At 75.2% G+C, this 15,133-nt stretch carries 15 protein-coding genes; 7 read left to right on the top strand and 8 right to left on the bottom strand.

The genetic code is table 11. From position 1 onward, the window contains the following. Nucleotides 1-164: 164 nt before the first annotated feature. From O2W53_RS03785 to O2W53_RS03760, 6 genes are all read right to left on the bottom strand, one after another. Nucleotides 165-785 carry a response regulator gene (locus O2W53_RS03785; RefSeq protein WP_442929267.1) on the bottom strand — a complete coding sequence of 207 codons (621 nt, stop codon included), beginning with the start codon at nucleotides 783-785 and terminating at the stop codon, nucleotides 165-167. Nucleotides 786-867: 82 nt separating this feature from the next. Then, on the bottom strand, nucleotides 868-2,106 hold the full coding sequence (locus O2W53_RS03780) for a sensor histidine kinase (RefSeq protein ID WP_269161697.1): 1,239 nt from the start codon (nucleotides 2,104-2,106) through the stop codon (nucleotides 868-870). Next, nucleotides 2,103-2,942: an ABC transporter permease gene (locus tag O2W53_RS03775; RefSeq protein WP_269161696.1), complete on the bottom strand. Its 840-nt coding sequence runs from the start codon at nucleotides 2,940-2,942 to the stop codon at nucleotides 2,103-2,105. The genes O2W53_RS03780 and O2W53_RS03775 overlap by 4 nt, the downstream gene beginning before the upstream one ends. Further along, entirely contained in the window at nucleotides 2,939-3,841 is a 903-nt protein-coding gene (locus O2W53_RS03770; protein ID WP_269161695.1) for an ABC transporter ATP-binding protein, read from the bottom strand. Before O2W53_RS03770 ends, O2W53_RS03775 begins: the two co-directional genes overlap by 4 nt. 99 nt (nucleotides 3,842-3,940) lie before the next feature. Next, nucleotides 3,941-4,768: an ABC transporter permease gene (locus O2W53_RS03765; RefSeq protein ID WP_269161694.1), complete on the bottom strand. Its 828-nt coding sequence runs from the start codon at nucleotides 4,766-4,768 to the stop codon at nucleotides 3,941-3,943. Beyond that, nucleotides 4,765-5,730 carry an ABC transporter ATP-binding protein gene (locus tag O2W53_RS03760; RefSeq protein WP_269161693.1) on the bottom strand — a complete coding sequence of 322 codons (966 nt, stop codon included), beginning with the start codon at nucleotides 5,728-5,730 and terminating at the stop codon, nucleotides 4,765-4,767. Before O2W53_RS03760 ends, O2W53_RS03765 begins: the two co-directional genes overlap by 4 nt. Before the next feature lie 103 nt (nucleotides 5,731-5,833). Between O2W53_RS03760 and O2W53_RS03755 the strand changes: the two genes are divergently transcribed. The 4 genes from O2W53_RS03755 (at nucleotide 5,834) to O2W53_RS03740 (ending at nucleotide 9,847) form a co-directional block, all read left to right on the top strand. Further along, nucleotides 5,834-6,607 (top strand): TetR/AcrR family transcriptional regulator, encoded by a 774-nt coding sequence (locus tag O2W53_RS03755; protein ID WP_269161692.1) that lies wholly within the window; start codon nucleotides 5,834-5,836, stop codon nucleotides 6,605-6,607. A 79-nt stretch (nucleotides 6,608-6,686) separates the two neighbouring features. After that, complete coding sequence (locus O2W53_RS03750; protein ID WP_269161691.1) at nucleotides 6,687-8,189, top strand: Ada metal-binding domain-containing protein; 1,503 nt, start codon at nucleotides 6,687-6,689, stop codon at nucleotides 8,187-8,189. Further along, the gene (locus O2W53_RS03745) at nucleotides 8,186-8,719 is read left to right on the top strand and encodes a methylated-DNA--[protein]-cysteine S-methyltransferase (protein ID WP_269161690.1); all 534 of its coding nucleotides are present in this window, start codon (nucleotides 8,186-8,188) and stop codon (nucleotides 8,717-8,719) included. The genes O2W53_RS03750 and O2W53_RS03745 overlap by 4 nt, the downstream gene beginning before the upstream one ends. Before the next feature lie 57 nt (nucleotides 8,720-8,776). After that, complete coding sequence (locus O2W53_RS03740) at nucleotides 8,777-9,847, top strand: DNA recombination protein RmuC (protein ID WP_269161689.1); 1,071 nt, start codon at nucleotides 8,777-8,779, stop codon at nucleotides 9,845-9,847. 28 nt (nucleotides 9,848-9,875) lie between these two features. Here O2W53_RS03740 and O2W53_RS03735 read toward each other — a convergent pair whose 3' ends face one another. Continuing rightward, nucleotides 9,876-10,871, bottom strand: coding sequence for a YihY/virulence factor BrkB family protein (locus O2W53_RS03735; protein WP_269161688.1), 996 nt, complete (start codon nucleotides 10,869-10,871; stop codon nucleotides 9,876-9,878). A 403-nt stretch (nucleotides 10,872-11,274) separates the two neighbouring features. Between O2W53_RS03735 and O2W53_RS03730 the strand changes: the two genes are divergently transcribed. Further along, a complete protein-coding gene (locus O2W53_RS03730; RefSeq protein ID WP_269161687.1) occupies nucleotides 11,275-11,856 on the top strand; it encodes a DUF6542 domain-containing protein in 582 nt (193 codons plus the stop codon). 86 nt (nucleotides 11,857-11,942) lie between these two features. Here O2W53_RS03730 and O2W53_RS03725 read toward each other — a convergent pair whose 3' ends face one another. Beyond that, nucleotides 11,943-12,914, bottom strand: coding sequence for a 4-hydroxy-3-methylbut-2-enyl diphosphate reductase (locus tag O2W53_RS03725; protein WP_269161686.1), 972 nt, complete (start codon nucleotides 12,912-12,914; stop codon nucleotides 11,943-11,945). Between the two features lie 155 nt (nucleotides 12,915-13,069). On the opposite strand from O2W53_RS03725, the gene O2W53_RS03720 reads away from it, so the two are divergent. Both O2W53_RS03720 and O2W53_RS03715 read left to right on the top strand, forming a co-directional pair. Further along, nucleotides 13,070-14,215 (top strand): lipid droplet-associated protein, encoded by a 1,146-nt coding sequence (locus O2W53_RS03720; RefSeq protein ID WP_269161685.1) that lies wholly within the window; start codon nucleotides 13,070-13,072, stop codon nucleotides 14,213-14,215. A 146-nt stretch (nucleotides 14,216-14,361) separates the two neighbouring features. Beyond that, the gene (locus O2W53_RS03715) at nucleotides 14,362-15,102 is read left to right on the top strand and encodes a M15 family metallopeptidase (RefSeq protein WP_269161684.1); all 741 of its coding nucleotides are present in this window, start codon (nucleotides 14,362-14,364) and stop codon (nucleotides 15,100-15,102) included. Nucleotides 15,103-15,133: the final 31 nt, after the last annotated feature.

Below are 15,133 nucleotides of genomic sequence, written 5' to 3'. Positions count from 1 at the left end.
AGGCGTCCAGAGCTGACATCAACTCGCTCACGGACACCTCCCGACGTATTCGAACGTGTGTACGAATACTACCGCCGTCGAGGACCCCGAGCAACACGGATCCGCAGGTCAGGAGCCTGTCCACAGATGCGATCAGGCTCTTGACAGGCCCGCTCCAGTCGCGGTCAGCCGGCCGAGCCGGGGCCCGCCAGCAGGCCGCGCTCGACCGCGACCAGGACCGCCCGCGTGCGGTCGTCGACCCCGAGCTTGGCGAACACCCGGAGCAGGTGCGTCTTCACCGTCGCCTCACCGATGAACAGCTCCCGGCCGATGTCGGCGTTGGTCAGCCCGCGCGCCACCCCGGACAGCACCTGCAGCTCCCGGGCCGTCGGCGCCTCCGCCGCCGGCGCCCGCAGCCGGGACACCAGCCGGGCCGCGACCGGCGGGGCCAGCACGGTCTCCCCACGGGCCGCTGCCCGCACCGCGTCGGCCAACTGCGCCAACGGCGTGTCCTTGAGCAGGTAGCCGGTGGCCCCGGCCTCCACCGCGCGCACGATGTCGGCGTCGGTGTCGTAGGTGGTCAGGACCAGCACCCGCACACCCGGGTGTGCGGCGGAGATCCGGCCGGTCGCCGTGACGCCGTCCATCCGGGGCATCCGCAGGTCCATCAGGACGACGTCCGGCTGGTGCTCGGCGACCGCCGCGAGCGCAGCCAGCCCGTCGCCGGCCTCCCCCACGACCGCCAGGTCCGGCTGGGCGGCCAGCCAGCCGACCAGCCCGCCGCGCACGACAGGGTGGTCGTCCACCACCAGGATCCTGATCACCCTCGCTCCGCTCCGGTCGTCGGCGTTCCCCGGGGTGAGCGCTCGACGTGCGCCTCCACGGTGGTCATCGCGCCGGCACCTGCACCGTGACCCGGGTGCCCTCCCCCGGGGCCGAGACGACGTCGACCGCGCCGCCCACCTGCTCGGCCCGGTCCCGCAGCCCGGCCAGCCCGACGCCGTCCGCCGCGGCCGGGTCGAAGCCCACCCCGTCGTCGGAGACGTGCACCGACACCTGCCCCGCCTCCCCCACCCCGATCCGCAGCACCACCGCGCTGGCCGCGGCGTGCCGGCGGACGTTGGCCAGCGCCTCCTGCGCTCCCCGCAGCAGCACGATCTCCTCCGCCCGGGTCAGGCCGGCGTCGTCCGCCAGCGCTGCAGTGTCCAGCCGGGTGGGCAGGCCGGTCTCCCGGCCGAACCGTTCGGCGAGCCGTTCCAGCGCCTCCCGCAACGTCGAGGAGTCCAGCGCCACCGGCGCAAAGGCGGCGACCATCGCCCGGGCCTCGGCCAGGTTCTCCCGGGCGACCTCCTCGATCAGGGCCACCCGCTCCGCGGCCGCACCCGGGTCGCCGGGCAGCTGCCCGGCGGCGGTCTGGGCCAGGACGACGATGCTCGTGTAGCCCTGCGCGAGGGTGTCGTGCACCTCGCGGGCCCAGCGCTCCCGCTCCGCGGCGACGCCCTGCTCACGGTGCGCCGCGGCGAGTTCGGCGCGGGTCGCCTCCAGCTCCTGGATCAGCGACGCTCGCTCGCGGCTCTGCGCCAGCACCCGGCTCAGCCACAGGCCCAACGCCAGGCTGAACACCAGACCGACCGAGGTCTGCACGACGCCCGACAGCGGCTCGGTGCCGCGGCTCCAGGAGACCGCCGGCCCGGCCGTGCTGGCCAGCGCGAGGAGCACCGTCCAGGTGACGCCCGGCCGGGCCGACTCGACGAGGAACCACACCTGCGAGTAGGCCAGGAAGAGCAGGAACAGCAGCTCAGGTGCGTGCCAGCCGAGCACGGTGAAGACCGCCACCAGGACAGCGAGGTAGCCGACCGCGCGCCGAGAGTGGTCGTCGCCGATGGCCGGGGCGCCGAGCACCGAGTAGGCGACCACCAGCACCCCGAGGGCGCCGAGGGTGACCGTGCGCGACCCCTCCACCCGAGCCACGAAGGTGGCCAGCACGGCGACGCCAATCATCACCACGAAGACGACGTGGAGGCCGACCACCGTAGCGCGCCAGGCGTGGTCGGACAGCGGCGCGCCGCCGTCGTCCCCACCACGGGCGGGGACGACGGCGGCGCGGAGCCGGGAGCCGACGGTCATCCGTCGGCCCGGCGCCAGCGGAACGTGCGCACGCACACCATGACGCCGATGATCACCCATGCCACCAGCACCAGGGCGGTCATCCCGTGCTCCCACCCGCCGGCGACCTCGAAGGCGGCCGCCTGCTCGGGCAGGAACGCCGAGCGCATCCCCTGGGTCAGCCACTTCAGCGGGAACACCGCCGCGACCTGCTGCATCCAGCCCGGCAGCTCGGGGAAGGCGAAGAAGACGCCGGAGAAGAACTGCAGCACGATCGCGAACGCCGAGATCGAGGTGGTCAGCGAGCTCGCACTGCCCGGCAGCGCCGAGACCGCGATGCCGAGCACCGTGCCGGCGAGCGCGCCGAGCGCGGCGACCCAGAGGAACGTCAGCCAGTGCCCGAGGTCGACCGGCAGCGGCACGTCGTAGCCGTAGCGGGCCACCGGCAGCAGCAGCGCCAGCTGCGCCGCGGTGGTCACCAGCACCTGCCCGGCCTTGCCGGCGAAGTAGGCCGCCGGCGGCGTCCCCAGCAGCTGCAGCCGCTCCAGCTGGCCGGCCTCGCGTTCGTCGGCGATCGCCGTCCCGACCGCCTGGAAGCTGGTCAGCATGATGCCGGTGGCCGCGATCCCGGCCAGGAAGTACTGCGGGAACGGCACCCCGCCGGGCAGCACGTCACCGCCGAGCACCGAGCCGAAGACGACCATCATCACGACCGGGTAGGCGAAGGAGAACACCACCTGCTGGCGCTCCCGGGCGAACAGCCGCAGCTCCACGCCGACCCGGGCCAGCGCGATGTGGGCGGTCGAGGGCGGTGCGGGGCGGGCAGTGGTGGGACGAGCAGTGGTCAGGACGGTCATCGGGGCTCTCCTCCGGGGGTGCCGACCAGCTGGAGGTAGACGTCCTCCAGGTCGGGGCGGGTGACGGTCAGACCGGGGACCTCGCCGTGCGGGGAGGCGGCGAGCAGGTCGCGCAGGACTGCGGCGGGGGTCTCGGTGGGCACCGCGCGCCAGCCGCCGTCCTCCCGCCAGCGCACCGTGGCCTGCCGGCGCAGCGGCGCACCGAGCTCGGCCGGCGGGGCGACCTCGACCAGCCGGCCACCGGCGATCACCCCGACCCGGTCGGCGAGCTCGGCGGCCTCGTCGAGGTAGTGGGTGGTCAGCAGCACCGTCGTCCCACCGGCCCGCAGGTCACGCACGAGCTGCCAGAACTGCCGGCGGGCCATCGGGTCCATCCCGGTGGTCGGTTCGTCGAGGAAGACCAGCTCGGGCCGGCCCTGCACCCCGAGGGCGACCGCGAGCCGGCGCCGCTGGCCGCCGGAGAGGCGCCCCACCCTCGTGTCGGCCTTCTCCTCCAGGCCGACCGCCGCGAGCAGCTCGTCGGTGGGCCGCGGGGTGGACGTGTACCGGGCGAAGTGGTCGAGGGTCTCCCGCACGCTCAGCGCCTGGCCTGCGCCCTCGCCCTGGCTCACCACCCCGATCCGGGCCCGCCAGGCGCGACCCGCGGTGGCCGGGTCCTCCCCCAGCACCGCGACCTGGCCGGCGTCGCGCCGCCGGACGCCCTCGAGCACCTCGATCGTCGTGGTCTTGCCCGCGCCGTTGGGCCCGAGCAGCGCGAAGCACTCCCCGCGCCGCACCTCGAGGTCCAGCCCGTCGAGGACGGCCTTCCCCCCGTAGCTCTTCCGCAGCCCGCGGACCTCGACGGCCGGGGTGAGCCCGCCGGTCGTGATCGGCAGGGGCGCTGCCTCCGTCGTCGTCATGCCCTGACCCTGTCGCCGCACCGGGCTCGCCGGGACCACCGGAGCGTGGGTCCGCCGTCCACCGATCGGTGGACGGCGGACCCGGTCATCCGAGACTGTTCACCGCGACAGCCCCTGGAACCGGCGGATGCTGAGCGCCGCGAACACGACCGTGAGCACCAGTGGCCACCCCACCGCGAGCAGCAGGGCGTGCTCGGTCGCCCAGCCCCCGCCGGCGCCCACCGGGGCGCCGAACAGCTCCCGGACGGCGGTCACCGTGCCCGCCACCGGGTTCCACTCCGCCACCGTGGCCAGCCACCCCGGCATGGACGACGCCGCGACGAAGGCGTTGGAGAGGAAGGCGAACGGCCACACCAGGATCTGTACCGCGACGACCATCGACGGGTCCCGGGCGAGCAGGCCCAGGTAGATCCCGATCCACAGGAAGGCCAGCCGCAGCAGCACCAGCAACCCGACGGCGGCGAGCGCGGGCACGACCCCGGCCGGCCGCCACCCGACCGCCAGCGCCGCCACCATCAGCACGGCCAGCCCGACGAGCGAGGACCCCAGGTCCGCCAGGCAGCGGCCGGCGACGACGGCCGACGAGGCCATCGGCAGGGACCGGAACCGGTCGGTGATGCCGCGTGCGGTGTCGGTGACGACGGCGGTCATCGTCGCCTCGACCCCGAAGACCATGGCCAGGGCGAGCATCCCGGGCACCAGGAAGTCGCGGTAGTCGCCCCCGCCGGGGACCACCATGCCGCCGCCCAGCAGGTAGGTGAACATCAGCAGCAGGAGCACCGGGAACAGCGCACCCACCAGGACGGCGGCCGGTTGCCGACGCCAGTGCGCCACGTCCCGTCCGGCGACGGCCAGCGCATCGGCGACGGCCCACCGCGCCCGTTCGACCGGACCGGGCTCGACCGGGGGCGCCTGCAGCGCGGTCATGCCGGCACCTCCGTGCGCTCGGCGTCCCGGCCGGTGATCCGCAGGTAGGCCTCGTCCAGGGTGGTCGGGCGCAGGACGACGTCGTCGACGTCGATCCCGGCCTCGTCCAGCGCGCGGACCACCGCCCCGACGACGCCCTGCCGCCGGGCCACGGGCACGACGACCCGCTCCCCTCCCCCGGCGGACGTCGACCGCGGCGCCGGACCCGCGACCCGCTCGGCCAGTCGGGCCGCCTCCGCTGCCCGCTCCGGATCGGCCACGACGAGCTCGAGCCGGTCGCCGCCGATCGCCGAGGTCAGCTCGTCGGGCGTCCCCTGCGCGACCACCCGCCCGCCGTCCAGGACGCAGACGTCGTCGGCCAGCTGCTCGGCCTCCTCCAGGTACTGGGTGGTGAGCAGGACGGTGGTGCCACCCGCCACCAGCGCCCGGATCGAGCCCCAGACGTCGCGCCGCCCGGCCGGGTCGAGCCCGGTGGTCGGTTCGTCGAGGAAGAGCACCTCCGGGGCCAGCACCAGCCCGGCGGCGATGTCCAGCCTGCGGCGCATCCCACCGGAGAAGTCGCGCACCGGCGTCGTCCCGGTGCCGAGGAGTCCGACCTGCGCGAGCAGCTCGTCCGCGCGGGTGCGGGCGGTGCGCCGGTCCAGGTGGTGCAGCCGGGCGAAGAGGACCAGGTTCTGCCGCGCGCCGAGGACGTCGTCGACAGCCGGCTGCTGGCCGATCAGACCGATCCGGCGCCGGATCACCCGCGGGTGCCGGCTCACGTCGATGCCGGCCACCTCGACGCGGCCGCCGTCGGGGCGGACCAGGGTGGCCATGACCCGTACCGCCGTCGTCTTCCCCGCCCCGTTCGGACCGAGCAGGGCACAGACCGTCCCGGGCGGGACCTCCAGGTCCATGCCGTCCAGGACCACCTTCCCTCCGTACCTCTTGATGAGCCCCACCATCGAGATCGCGCTCGTCACGGACTACCTCCGTACGCTGTACGACAACTGGTCAGACCGGCACCGTACGCCGTACGGGGACACGGCGCCAGGCCCGATCGCGCAGTGCGGGAGAGTGAGGGACATGGCGACCGAGTTCACCGGCACCGGAGACCCGGCGCGCAGCATGTCGCTGCTCTGGCGCACGCCTCCTGCCGACACCGCACGCCCGGGACCGAAGCCGTCCCTGGACGTCGACCGGATCGTGACCGCGGCCGTCCACCTGGCGGACGCCGAGGGGCTCGCCGCGCTCTCCATGCGCCGGGTGGCCACCGAGCTCGGCGTCGGGGCGATGACCCTCTACGGCCACGTGCCCGGCAAGGGCGAGCTGGTCGACCTCATGCTCGACGCGGCCCTCGGTGAGCTGTACCCCGACGACGCGGTGGTCACCTCGGGGAGCTGGCGAGCCCGCCTGACCGCCGTGGCCCGGGCCAACTGGGACTTCTTCGTCCGGCACCCCTGGGCGCTGCACCTGGCCACCGGTCGCCCGCCGTTGGGCCCCCACCTCATGCGGAAGTACGAACTGGAGCTGCGCGCCGTCGACGGGCTGGGCCTGCCGGAGGTGCAGATGGACCTCCTGGTCACGCTGGTGAACGGCTTCGTCCGCGGCACGGTCAGCGGCGTCCACGAGAAGGCCGACGTCGAGCGCGCGACCGGGGTGACCGAGGACCAGTGGTGGGCGGCGACCGAGCCCTACGTCGCCCAGGTCTTCGACGGCGAGCGCTTCCCCACCGCCGCCCGGGTCGGTCCGGTCGCCGGCGAGGAGCTCGGCGCCGGCGACCCGCACCGGTCGTTCGAGTTCGGGCTGGAGCGGCTGCTCGACGGGATCGGCGTGCTGATCAGCGACCCCACAGGCTGACCGGGACGGCGTCCCCGCCGCTCACCGTCGTGTCCGAAAGCCGCCAGTCGGCCGGGCCGGACGGTGCCATGCTCGTGTCATGACCGAGGTGCTGGAACGGGGACGGCTCGACGTGGAGCACTGCTACCGCGCCGTCACCAGCCGCGACCCCCGCTTCGACGGGTGGTTCGTCACCGCGGTGCACACGACCGGGATCTACTGCCGCCCGTCCTGCCCGGCACGCACGCCGCTGGAGCACAACGTCTCCTTCCACACCACCGCGGCCTCGGCCCAGGCGGCCGGCTTCCGCGCCTGCCGCCGCTGCCGCCCGGACGCCGTCCCCGGGTCGCCGGAGTGGGACGTGCGCGCCGACGTCGTCGCCCGGGCGATGCGGCTGATCGCCGACGGCGAGGTCGAGCGCGGCGGGGTCGGCGGGCTGGCGGCACGGCTGGGCTACTCCGAGCGCCAGCTGCACCGGCTGCTCACCACCGAGCTGGGGGTCGGCCCGCTGGCGCTGGCCCGTGCGCAGCGCGCCCAGACCGCCCGGCTGCTGATCGAGACCACGCTGCTGCCGATGGCCGACGTCGCGTTCGCGGCCGGCTTCGCCAGCATCCGACAGTTCAACGACACGGTGCGGTCGGTGTTCGGGACGACGCCCTCCGCGCTCCGCCCGGCCACCCCGCGCAGCGACGGCGGCACGCCGGGCTGGCTGACCCTGCGGCTGGCCGCCCGCGCGCCCTTCGCCGCCGACGAGGTGCTGCTCTTCCTCGGCGCGCACGCCACCCCGGGCCTGGAGGAGTGGGACGGGACGACGTTCTCCCGGGTGCTGGACCTCCCGCACGGCCCCGCCGTCGTCCGGCTCTCCCCCGCTCCGGACGGCGGACCGGCGGTGCTGGCCCGGCTCCGCCTGACCGAGCTGCGGGACCTCGGGGTGGCCGTCTCCCGGTGCCGGCGGCTGCTGGACCTGGACGCCGACCCCGCCGCCGTCGACGCGCTGCTCGGCGCCGACCCGGCGCTCGCCCCGCTGGTGACCGGCGCCCCGGGACGGCGGGTCCCGGCCGCCCCCGACGCCGAGGAGCTGGCGGTCCGCGCGGTGCTCGGCCAGCAGGTCTCGGTGGCCGGCGCCCGGACGCTCACCGCCCGCCTGGTCACCGCGGCGGGCCGGCCGCTGGCCGAGCCGGTCGGCAACCTCACCCACGCCTTCCCCCGCGCCGACGCCCTGGTCGACGCCGACCTGTCCGCGGTCGGGCTGACCGGGGCCCGCCGGCGCACGGTGCACACCCTGGCCGCAGCGCTGGCCACCGGCAGCGTCCCCCTCGACCCCGGCGCCGACCGCGACGAGGCCCGCAGTCAGCTGCTGGCCCTGCCCGGCATCGGCCCGTGGACGGCGGCCCTGGTCGGGTTGCGCGGGCTGGCCGACCCCGACGTCTGGCTCCCCGGCGACCTGGCGCTGCGGCGCAGTCTCGCCGCGCTCGGCAGCTCCGACGCCGACGCCGCGGCCCGCTGGCGGCCGTGGCGCTCCTACGCCGTGATGCACCTGTGGGCGCTGGCCGTCCCGTCCCTGTTCACCCGCGGCACCACTCCCGATCGGAGCCCGTCATGACCACCGCACCTGCCCGCTACGCCTGCGTGGCGACCCCGCCCGGACCGTTCACCGTGCTGGTCACCACCGACCCCGACGGCACCGACGTCGTGCTGGCCAGCGGCTGGACCGACGACGTCGGCGAGCTGCTGCCCGTCGTGCACCGCTCGCTGCGGCCGACCTGGGTGGAGCACGCCGACGAGCTGCCGGTGCTCGACGTCGTCGCCGCCTTCACCGCCGGGGACGTGACCGCGATCGACGCCGTGCCGGTGCGCCAGCGCTCGGGCCCGTTCCTCACCGACGCCTGGGAGGTGCTGCGCACCGTCCCCGCGGGCCGGCCGGACACCTACGCCTCCTTCGCCGAGCGCTGCGGCCGCCCGTCGGCCGTCCGGGCCGCGGCGGGGGCGTGCGCGCGCAACGCCGCGGCGCTGTTCGTCCCCTGCCACCGGGTGCTGTCCACCGGCGGTGGCCTGGGCGGCTTCCGCTGGGGCACGCCGGTGAAGCGCTGGCTGCTCGACCACGAGGCCGAGCACGCCCCCGTCGCCGTCTGACCGGCGCGCCCCGCCGGTTCACCGGAACTGTCGGACCCGTCCGGCAACCTGACCGGCATGGACGCCGCCTCCCTGCTCGTCGGGCTCCTCATCGGCGCGCTCCTGGCCGCCGCCGTCACCCTCGGGCTGGTGGCCGTCCGCGGGCGGGCCGGTGCGGCGCCGGAGGCCCTCGAGCCGGTGCACGAGTCGCTGGACCACCTGCACCGGCTGCTGGCCGGGATCGAGCGCGACCGGGCCACCGCCCACGGTGAGCTGCGGGAGCAGGTCGGCACCATCGGCCAGACCTCCGCCCTGCTGCGCCAGGAGACCGCCGCCCTGGTCACCGCGCTGCGCACCCCGCACGTGCGTGGGCGCTGGGGCGAGCTGCAGCTGCGCCGGGTGGTGGAGGTGGCCGGGCTGCTGGAGCACTGCGACTTCGTCGAGCAGCCGTCCGGCACCACCGACCAGGGGTCCGGCGTGCGCCCCGACCTGGTCGTCACCCTGGCCGACGGCCGGCAGGTGATCGTCGACGCGAAGGTGCCGTTCACCGGCTACATCGAGGCGGTCCAGGCCACCGACCCGGCGGTGCGTGCCCAGCGGGTCGCCGACCACGCGCGGCAGCTGCGCGCCCACGTCGACATCCTCGCCGCCCGCCGGTACCCGACCGCCTTCGGCACCGCCGCGCCCTTCACGGTGCTGTTCGTCCCCTCCGACGGCTTCCTCACCACGGCGCTGGAGGCCGAGCCGGCGCTGCTCGAGCACGGCTTCGGCCGCGACGTCATCATCGCCACGCCCAGCACGCTGCTGGCGCTACTGCGCACCGTCGCCTACTCCTGGCGGCAGGAGCGGCTGGCGCACGACGCCGCCGCCGTGCTCGAGGCCGGGCGCACCGTGCACGCCCGGCTGAGCACCCTGTCCGGGCACCTGACCCGGCTCGGCTCGGCCCTGGGCTCGGCGCTGACCCGGTACAACGAGACGGTCGGCTCCTACGAGCGCTCGGTGCTGGTGGCCACCCGCCGGTTCGACGACCTCGGCGTCGCCGCCGCCCCGGTGCCCACCCCGGCACCGGTCGAGGGCACGGTCCGCGCGTTGCGGCCGCCGTCCCCGGAGCTGCCCGGGTTCGAGGAGCGCGACGGCACCACCGGCTGACCCGGAGGCCGGGCTCGACCTGGATCGGTCAGGTGCGCGCGGTCGTGGTCGTCGATCCGCCCGGCAGCGGACGATCGGGGGCCGCAGCACCGGCCTGCGCGAGGCGGGCCTCCGCCACCCGGATGGCCGTCAGCTCCAGCTCGGCGGAGACCGCGAAGGCCAGGAAGATCGCACCCGAGGTCAGCTGCGCCCAGAAGAGCAGGGCGATCACGCCGGTCAGTGGTCCGTAGGCCGAGCCCAGGTAGCTGATCAGGTTCAGTGCCCCCGCCAGCAGCAGGGTGAGCCCGGTCCACAGTCCCAGGGCCAGGGTGCTCCCCAGCACCAGCAACGACCAGTCGGGCTGGCGACGGTACGGAGCCCGGCGCAGCATCAGGGTGATCGCGGCGAGCAGCAGCCCGACGGCGACCGGGCCGACCACCAGCACGACCACCTCCTCCTCGATGCCGTACACGTCGTCCATCGCCTCGGCTGCGGCCACGAGCGTGGTCACCAGCACCGACCCCACCAGCAGCGGCACCCCCGCGATGCCGGCCAGCACCAGCGCGCGGCGGTACTTCTCGACGGTGGGCCGGTCCCGCTGGATGCCGTAGATGCGGTTGGCCCCGCGCTCGAGCTGGCCCATGGCGGTCGCCAGGGCGAGCGTGGCCGCAATCAGCCCCAGCGCGGTGGCGATCGGGATCCCGTCCGGCTGGTCGCTCCACGGCGACAGCACCCGCCGGACCATCGGGTCGGAGGACCTGGGCGAGAGCTGCAGCACCGTCCGGTCGACCAGCAACCGCAGCGATGGCGTCTTGAGCAGGTTGCTCAGGCCGATCGCGGCGATCAGCAGCGGCACCGCGGCCAGCGAGAACTGCAGCCCGAGCGCCCGGGCGTGGGAGAAGCCGTCGCCGTAGCGGAAGCGGGCCCACGAGGCGCGCCACAGGTCGCTGACCCGGCAGCTGCGCAGGACCGCCCACGCGGCGCGGGCGGTCAGCCGCTCCTCGTCCCGCGCGGCGACCTCGGGGACCAAGCTCACCGAGCTCATGCAGGCGAGTCCTCCTGGACGGGGTCGTGGACGGGCGCGGTGCCCGCACCGCCGGCAACCACCCCTCGGCGTCGACCAGCCTGTGGTCGATCCCCCGACGCCCCTCCGTTCATGCCCCGCGTGTCGGGATCGTCACCGAACCGCCACGTCCTCCTCAGCCGTTCGGGTGGCCCCGGGGACACGTGGGGCGAGTGAGGCCCTCGTGCCCACAATGCGCCACCTCGGTGGGACGACACCGGCGAGTTCTGACCCGCCACTCCCGGTCGGGTCCAGCGTTCACTCAGGAAGGGCCGATACCGTGGCCCGACCAGTGGGCGGCCTCGGCCCTCCGCTGCCGACGAGGAGGTGCACCATCGCTCCGGTCACTGTCGATGCCCGAGTTCGAGACAGGCGGGAGGACGCCGTGCGTGCAGAACGCAGCGACGCCGGCCGAGCCGCAGGCCGCGGCTACCCGTCGCCCCGGGCGGCCGGTGGCGCGCCCCCCGGCCGCGCCCCCGAGCGTCGTGCCCCCGACCCGCGTGCCGCCGGTCGCGGCGGCCGCCACCCCGACGAGGTCCGCCGCCCCGCGCCCTCCGCTGCAGCACGCGACGGAGGACGGAGCGGCTCCTCTGCGTACGGCAGCCGCACCCAGAGCACCGGGATCCGCGGCGCCCTCGCGATCGCCGGCGTCTTCCTGATCACCCTGATCGCCGCTGCGGCCGACTCCTACATCGGCCTCGGCCTCGGCACGATCACGCTGGTGGCGCTCACCGCCGGGACCATCGGGGCCGCTCTGGTCACCCGACGGAGCGACCTGCTGAGCGTCCTGGTCGCCCCGCCCCTGGTCTTCGTGGCGGTGGCCCTGCTGAACATCGGCCTGGCGCCGTCGGCCAGCCTGAACCTCCCCACGCTGGCGACGCTGCTCGTGCGCGGGTTCCCGGCCATGGGCCTGGCCACCGGCGCCGCGCTCGTGATCATCCTCGGGCGGCTGGCCGCCCGCCGCTGAGCCACCCGGACACGCGAGAGGGCCGGCACCCCGATGGGGTGCCGGCCCACTCGCGTCCCGCCCGGTGTCTGCGCAGGGCGGGTCCGTCAGTCGGTCTCGACCGCGAGCGCCTCGCGACGCGGCTTCAGCTCGTGCGGCAGGGCGAACACGAGTCGCTCCTCGGCGGCCTTGACCGTCTCCACGTCGGCGTACCCGCGAGCCGCCAGCCAGTCGAGCACCTCGCTGACCAGGATCTCCGGCACGGAGGCGCCGCTGGTGACCCCGACCGTGCCCACGCCCTCCAGCCAGGCCTCGTCGACCTCGGAGGCGAAGTCGACCAGGTGCGAGTCGCGTGCGCCGGCCTCCAGGGCCACCTCGACCAGCCGGACCGAGTTCGACGAGTTCGTCGAACCGACCACCAGCACCAGGTCGCACTCGGCGGCCATCTGCTTGACGGCCTGCTGACGGTTCTGCGTGGCGTAGCAGATGTCGTCGCTGGGCGGGCTCTGCAGACCGGGGAAGCGGTTCTTCAACGAGTCGACCGTGGCCAGCGTCTCGTCGACCGACAGCGTGGTCTGGGACAGCCAGACGACCTTCTCCGGGTCGCGCACCTGGACGTTCGCGATGTCCTCGGCGCCGTCGACGAGCTGGGTGTTCGACGGGGCCTCGCCCATCGTGCCCTCGACCTCTTCGTGCCCGCGGTGCCCGATCAGCAGGATGTCGTAGTCGTCCTTGGCGAACCGCTTGGCCTCCATGTGCACCTTGCTCACCAGCGGGCAGGTGGCGTCGATCGTCCGCAGTGACCGCTGCTCCGCCTCGGCCTTGACCGCCGGGGAGACGCCGTGGGCACTGAAGACGACGACCGCGCCCTCGGGCACCTCGTCGGTCTCCTCCACGAACACCGCACCCCGGCGCTCGAGGGTCGCCACGACGTGCTTGTTGTGCACGATCTGCTTCCGGACGTAGACCGGGGCGCCGTGGATCTCCAGCGCCCGTTCGACGGCGATGACCGCCCGGTCGACGCCGGCGCAGTACCCCCGGGGGTCGGCCAGCAGGACGCGTCCGCGCGGTTCAGCCATGCCCCCACTGTAGGTGCGCGCACCGCACAGGACCCGCCGCTGCGGCCCGGAACGGGTGGCGCTGGACACGCTGGGGCGGCAGGAGTGCGCCCGGACGGGGGACGCCGCACGCGGTCGGGCTGCCGGTGATCGCCACGTGCGGCACCCTGGGCCCCATGGCTCGAGAGATCCCCGAGGTGGTCCGCGCGGCAGCCGGACTGGCCGCCACCGTGCTCGACGAAGCACGCAAGCTCCCCACGACGTTGCCGGGGCTCCCGGTCCGGCTGATCGGGCAGGCCCTGCAGACCTCGCTGCAGCTGCAGCAGCAGTACTCCGGGCTCGTGGCCCGCGGCGACGAGGTGCTCACCAGCCTGCGCGGCGACGCCGGACCAGGGCTGGCCACCTTCGACGAGGAGGACGAGGCCCCCGCTCCCCGGCCGGCCTCCGCCGGGCGCGGCTCCGCCTTCGACCGGGTCGTGGACCTCGACGACGACCCCACGGCCGAGGAGCTCGCCGACACGCTGGCCGACGACCTCGCCGCCGCCGACCTGCCGGTGGTCGACCCCGACGACCTCTCCGACGAGGTGGCGGCCGTGCTGGCGGCCAGCTCCGACGACACCGTCGCCGACCTCTCCCCGGCCGAGGTCGCCGCGCTGCCGGACGACCCGGAGGCCGACGCGGTGACCGCGGTCGTCGACGAACTGGCTGCCGAGGTCGCCGACGAGGTGGCGGTGGAGGCGCCCGACGCCGTCCCGGACGAGGTGCTCGAGGAGCTCACCGCCGACACCGTCGCGGACATCGCCGAGGACGAGGCCGAGATCGAGGCGGCGGTCGCCGACGAGCTCGTCGCCGAGCCCGCGGTGCCCGGCACCCCGCCCGCGGAGGTCCTCGGGGCCGGGGTGTCGACGCTGGAGGACATCTCCCCCGAGCAGGTGCCCGGGCAGACCCGGATCGTCGACGACGCGGTGCCCGACGTCCCCGCGCTCGACGACGCGACCGAGGAGCTGGTCGACCTCGGCGGACCGGAGGCGGCGGAGAGCGTCACGCCCGGCAGCGCGGTCACCGACAGCGCCGCCAGCGACCCGCTGGTCCCCTCCGACACGCCGGCCGACGCGACCGGGCCGGATGCCGACGGGGCACCGGTCAGCCCGGTCGAGGGCTACGACTCCTTCAGCATCCCGGCGTTGCGCGGGCACCTGCGCGCCTACCCGACCGAGACCGTGGCCGACCTGCTCGACTACGAGCGGGCCACCCGCGCCCGCGCGCCCTACGTGACGCTGCTGCAGAACCGGCTGGAGAAGCTCAGCGCCGACCGCGGCTGAGCCGGCGGCAGGGGACGAGGCAGGCAGCGGAGACGGTGGGCAGCGCGGACACGAGGGGCACCAGGCACACGAGTGGCACCGGGCACACGAGGGGCACCGCCACGGGGGGACGTCGACGGCTCGTCCTGCTGCTCGCGCTGGTCACCGTGCTGGTCGTCGCGGTCGGGGTGGCCGTCTGGCTGCGGGGTGGGGCGGACGACGACCCGGCCCCGACGGCTGTCGGCGACCCCGCCACCACTGCGTCGGCCGTGACCCCGAGCCCCACGCCCACGCCCACGCCCACGCCCACGCCGACCTTCGACCGCACCCAGCAGTCGCTCACCGACCCGGCCAGCACCTGGGTGGTCGTCAACAAGGCCCGCCCGCTCAGCCCGATCGACTGGGCCCCGGCCGACCTGGTCCCGATCGGGAACGGCTACCAGCTGCGCGCGGAGGCGGCGCAGGCGATGGACGCGATGATCGGCGCCGCCGCGGCCCAGGGCCTGGACCTGAGCGTGCAGAGCGCCTACCGGCCCTACGAGTACCAGGTGGCGCTGTTCAGCGCCCAGGTCAGCCGCTTCGGCGAGGACCGAGCCGAGATCCAGGTGGCCCGGCCCGGCCACAGCGAGCACCAGACCGGGCTGGCGGCCGACGTCGGTGGCGGCGGCTGCGACATCGAGAGCTGCTTCGCCACCACGGCCGAGGGCCAGTGGGTGGCCGCCCACGCCGCCGAGTTCGGCTGGCTCGTGCGGTACCCCGAGGGCGGCCAGGACGTGACCGGGTTCAAGTACGAGCCGTGGCACGTCCGGTACGTGGGCGCGCCGCTGGCCACCGAGATGCAGCGCACCGGGGCAGCGACCATGGAGGAGTTCTTCGGGCTGCCCTCGGCCCCGGGCTACCCCGGCTGAGACGGCCTCCTCCCGGGGCCCGTCCCGAGCT

The organism is Modestobacter sp. VKM Ac-2978, assembly GCF_026968025.1.
Classification (GTDB): domain Bacteria; phylum Actinomycetota; class Actinomycetes; order Mycobacteriales; family Geodermatophilaceae; genus Modestobacter.
This window is presented reverse-complemented; position numbering and strand designations above follow the sequence as displayed.

What these genes read in the sequence shown, in the direction of transcription:
- O2W53_RS03740 (WP_269161689.1), top strand. Translation starts at nt 8,777, where the DNA reads ATGGACGCCGCCTCCCTGCTCGTCGGGCTCCTCATCGGCGCGCTCCTG.
- O2W53_RS03735 (WP_269161688.1), bottom strand. Translation starts at nt 10,871, where the DNA reads ATGAGCTCGGTGAGCTTGGTCCCCGAGGTCGCCGCGCGGGACGAGGAG.
- O2W53_RS03765 (WP_269161694.1), bottom strand. Translation starts at nt 4,768, where the DNA reads ATGACCGCGCTGCAGGCGCCCCCGGTCGAGCCCGGTCCGGTCGAACGG.
- O2W53_RS03750 (WP_269161691.1), top strand. Translation starts at nt 6,687, where the DNA reads ATGACCGAGGTGCTGGAACGGGGACGGCTCGACGTGGAGCACTGCTAC.
- O2W53_RS03770 (WP_269161695.1), bottom strand. Translation starts at nt 3,841, where the DNA reads ATGACGACGACGGAGGCAGCGCCCCTGCCGATCACGACCGGCGGGCTC.
- O2W53_RS03725 (WP_269161686.1), bottom strand. Translation starts at nt 12,914, where the DNA reads ATGGCTGAACCGCGCGGACGCGTCCTGCTGGCCGACCCCCGGGGGTAC.
- O2W53_RS03745 (WP_269161690.1), top strand. Translation starts at nt 8,186, where the DNA reads ATGACCACCGCACCTGCCCGCTACGCCTGCGTGGCGACCCCGCCCGGA.
- O2W53_RS03780 (WP_269161697.1), bottom strand. Translation starts at nt 2,106, where the DNA reads ATGACCGTCGGCTCCCGGCTCCGCGCCGCCGTCGTCCCCGCCCGTGGT.
- O2W53_RS03775 (WP_269161696.1), bottom strand. Translation starts at nt 2,942, where the DNA reads ATGACCGTCCTGACCACTGCTCGTCCCACCACTGCCCGCCCCGCACCG.
- O2W53_RS03755 (WP_269161692.1), top strand. Translation starts at nt 5,834, where the DNA reads ATGGCGACCGAGTTCACCGGCACCGGAGACCCGGCGCGCAGCATGTCG.
- O2W53_RS03720 (WP_269161685.1), top strand. Translation starts at nt 13,070, where the DNA reads ATGGCTCGAGAGATCCCCGAGGTGGTCCGCGCGGCAGCCGGACTGGCC.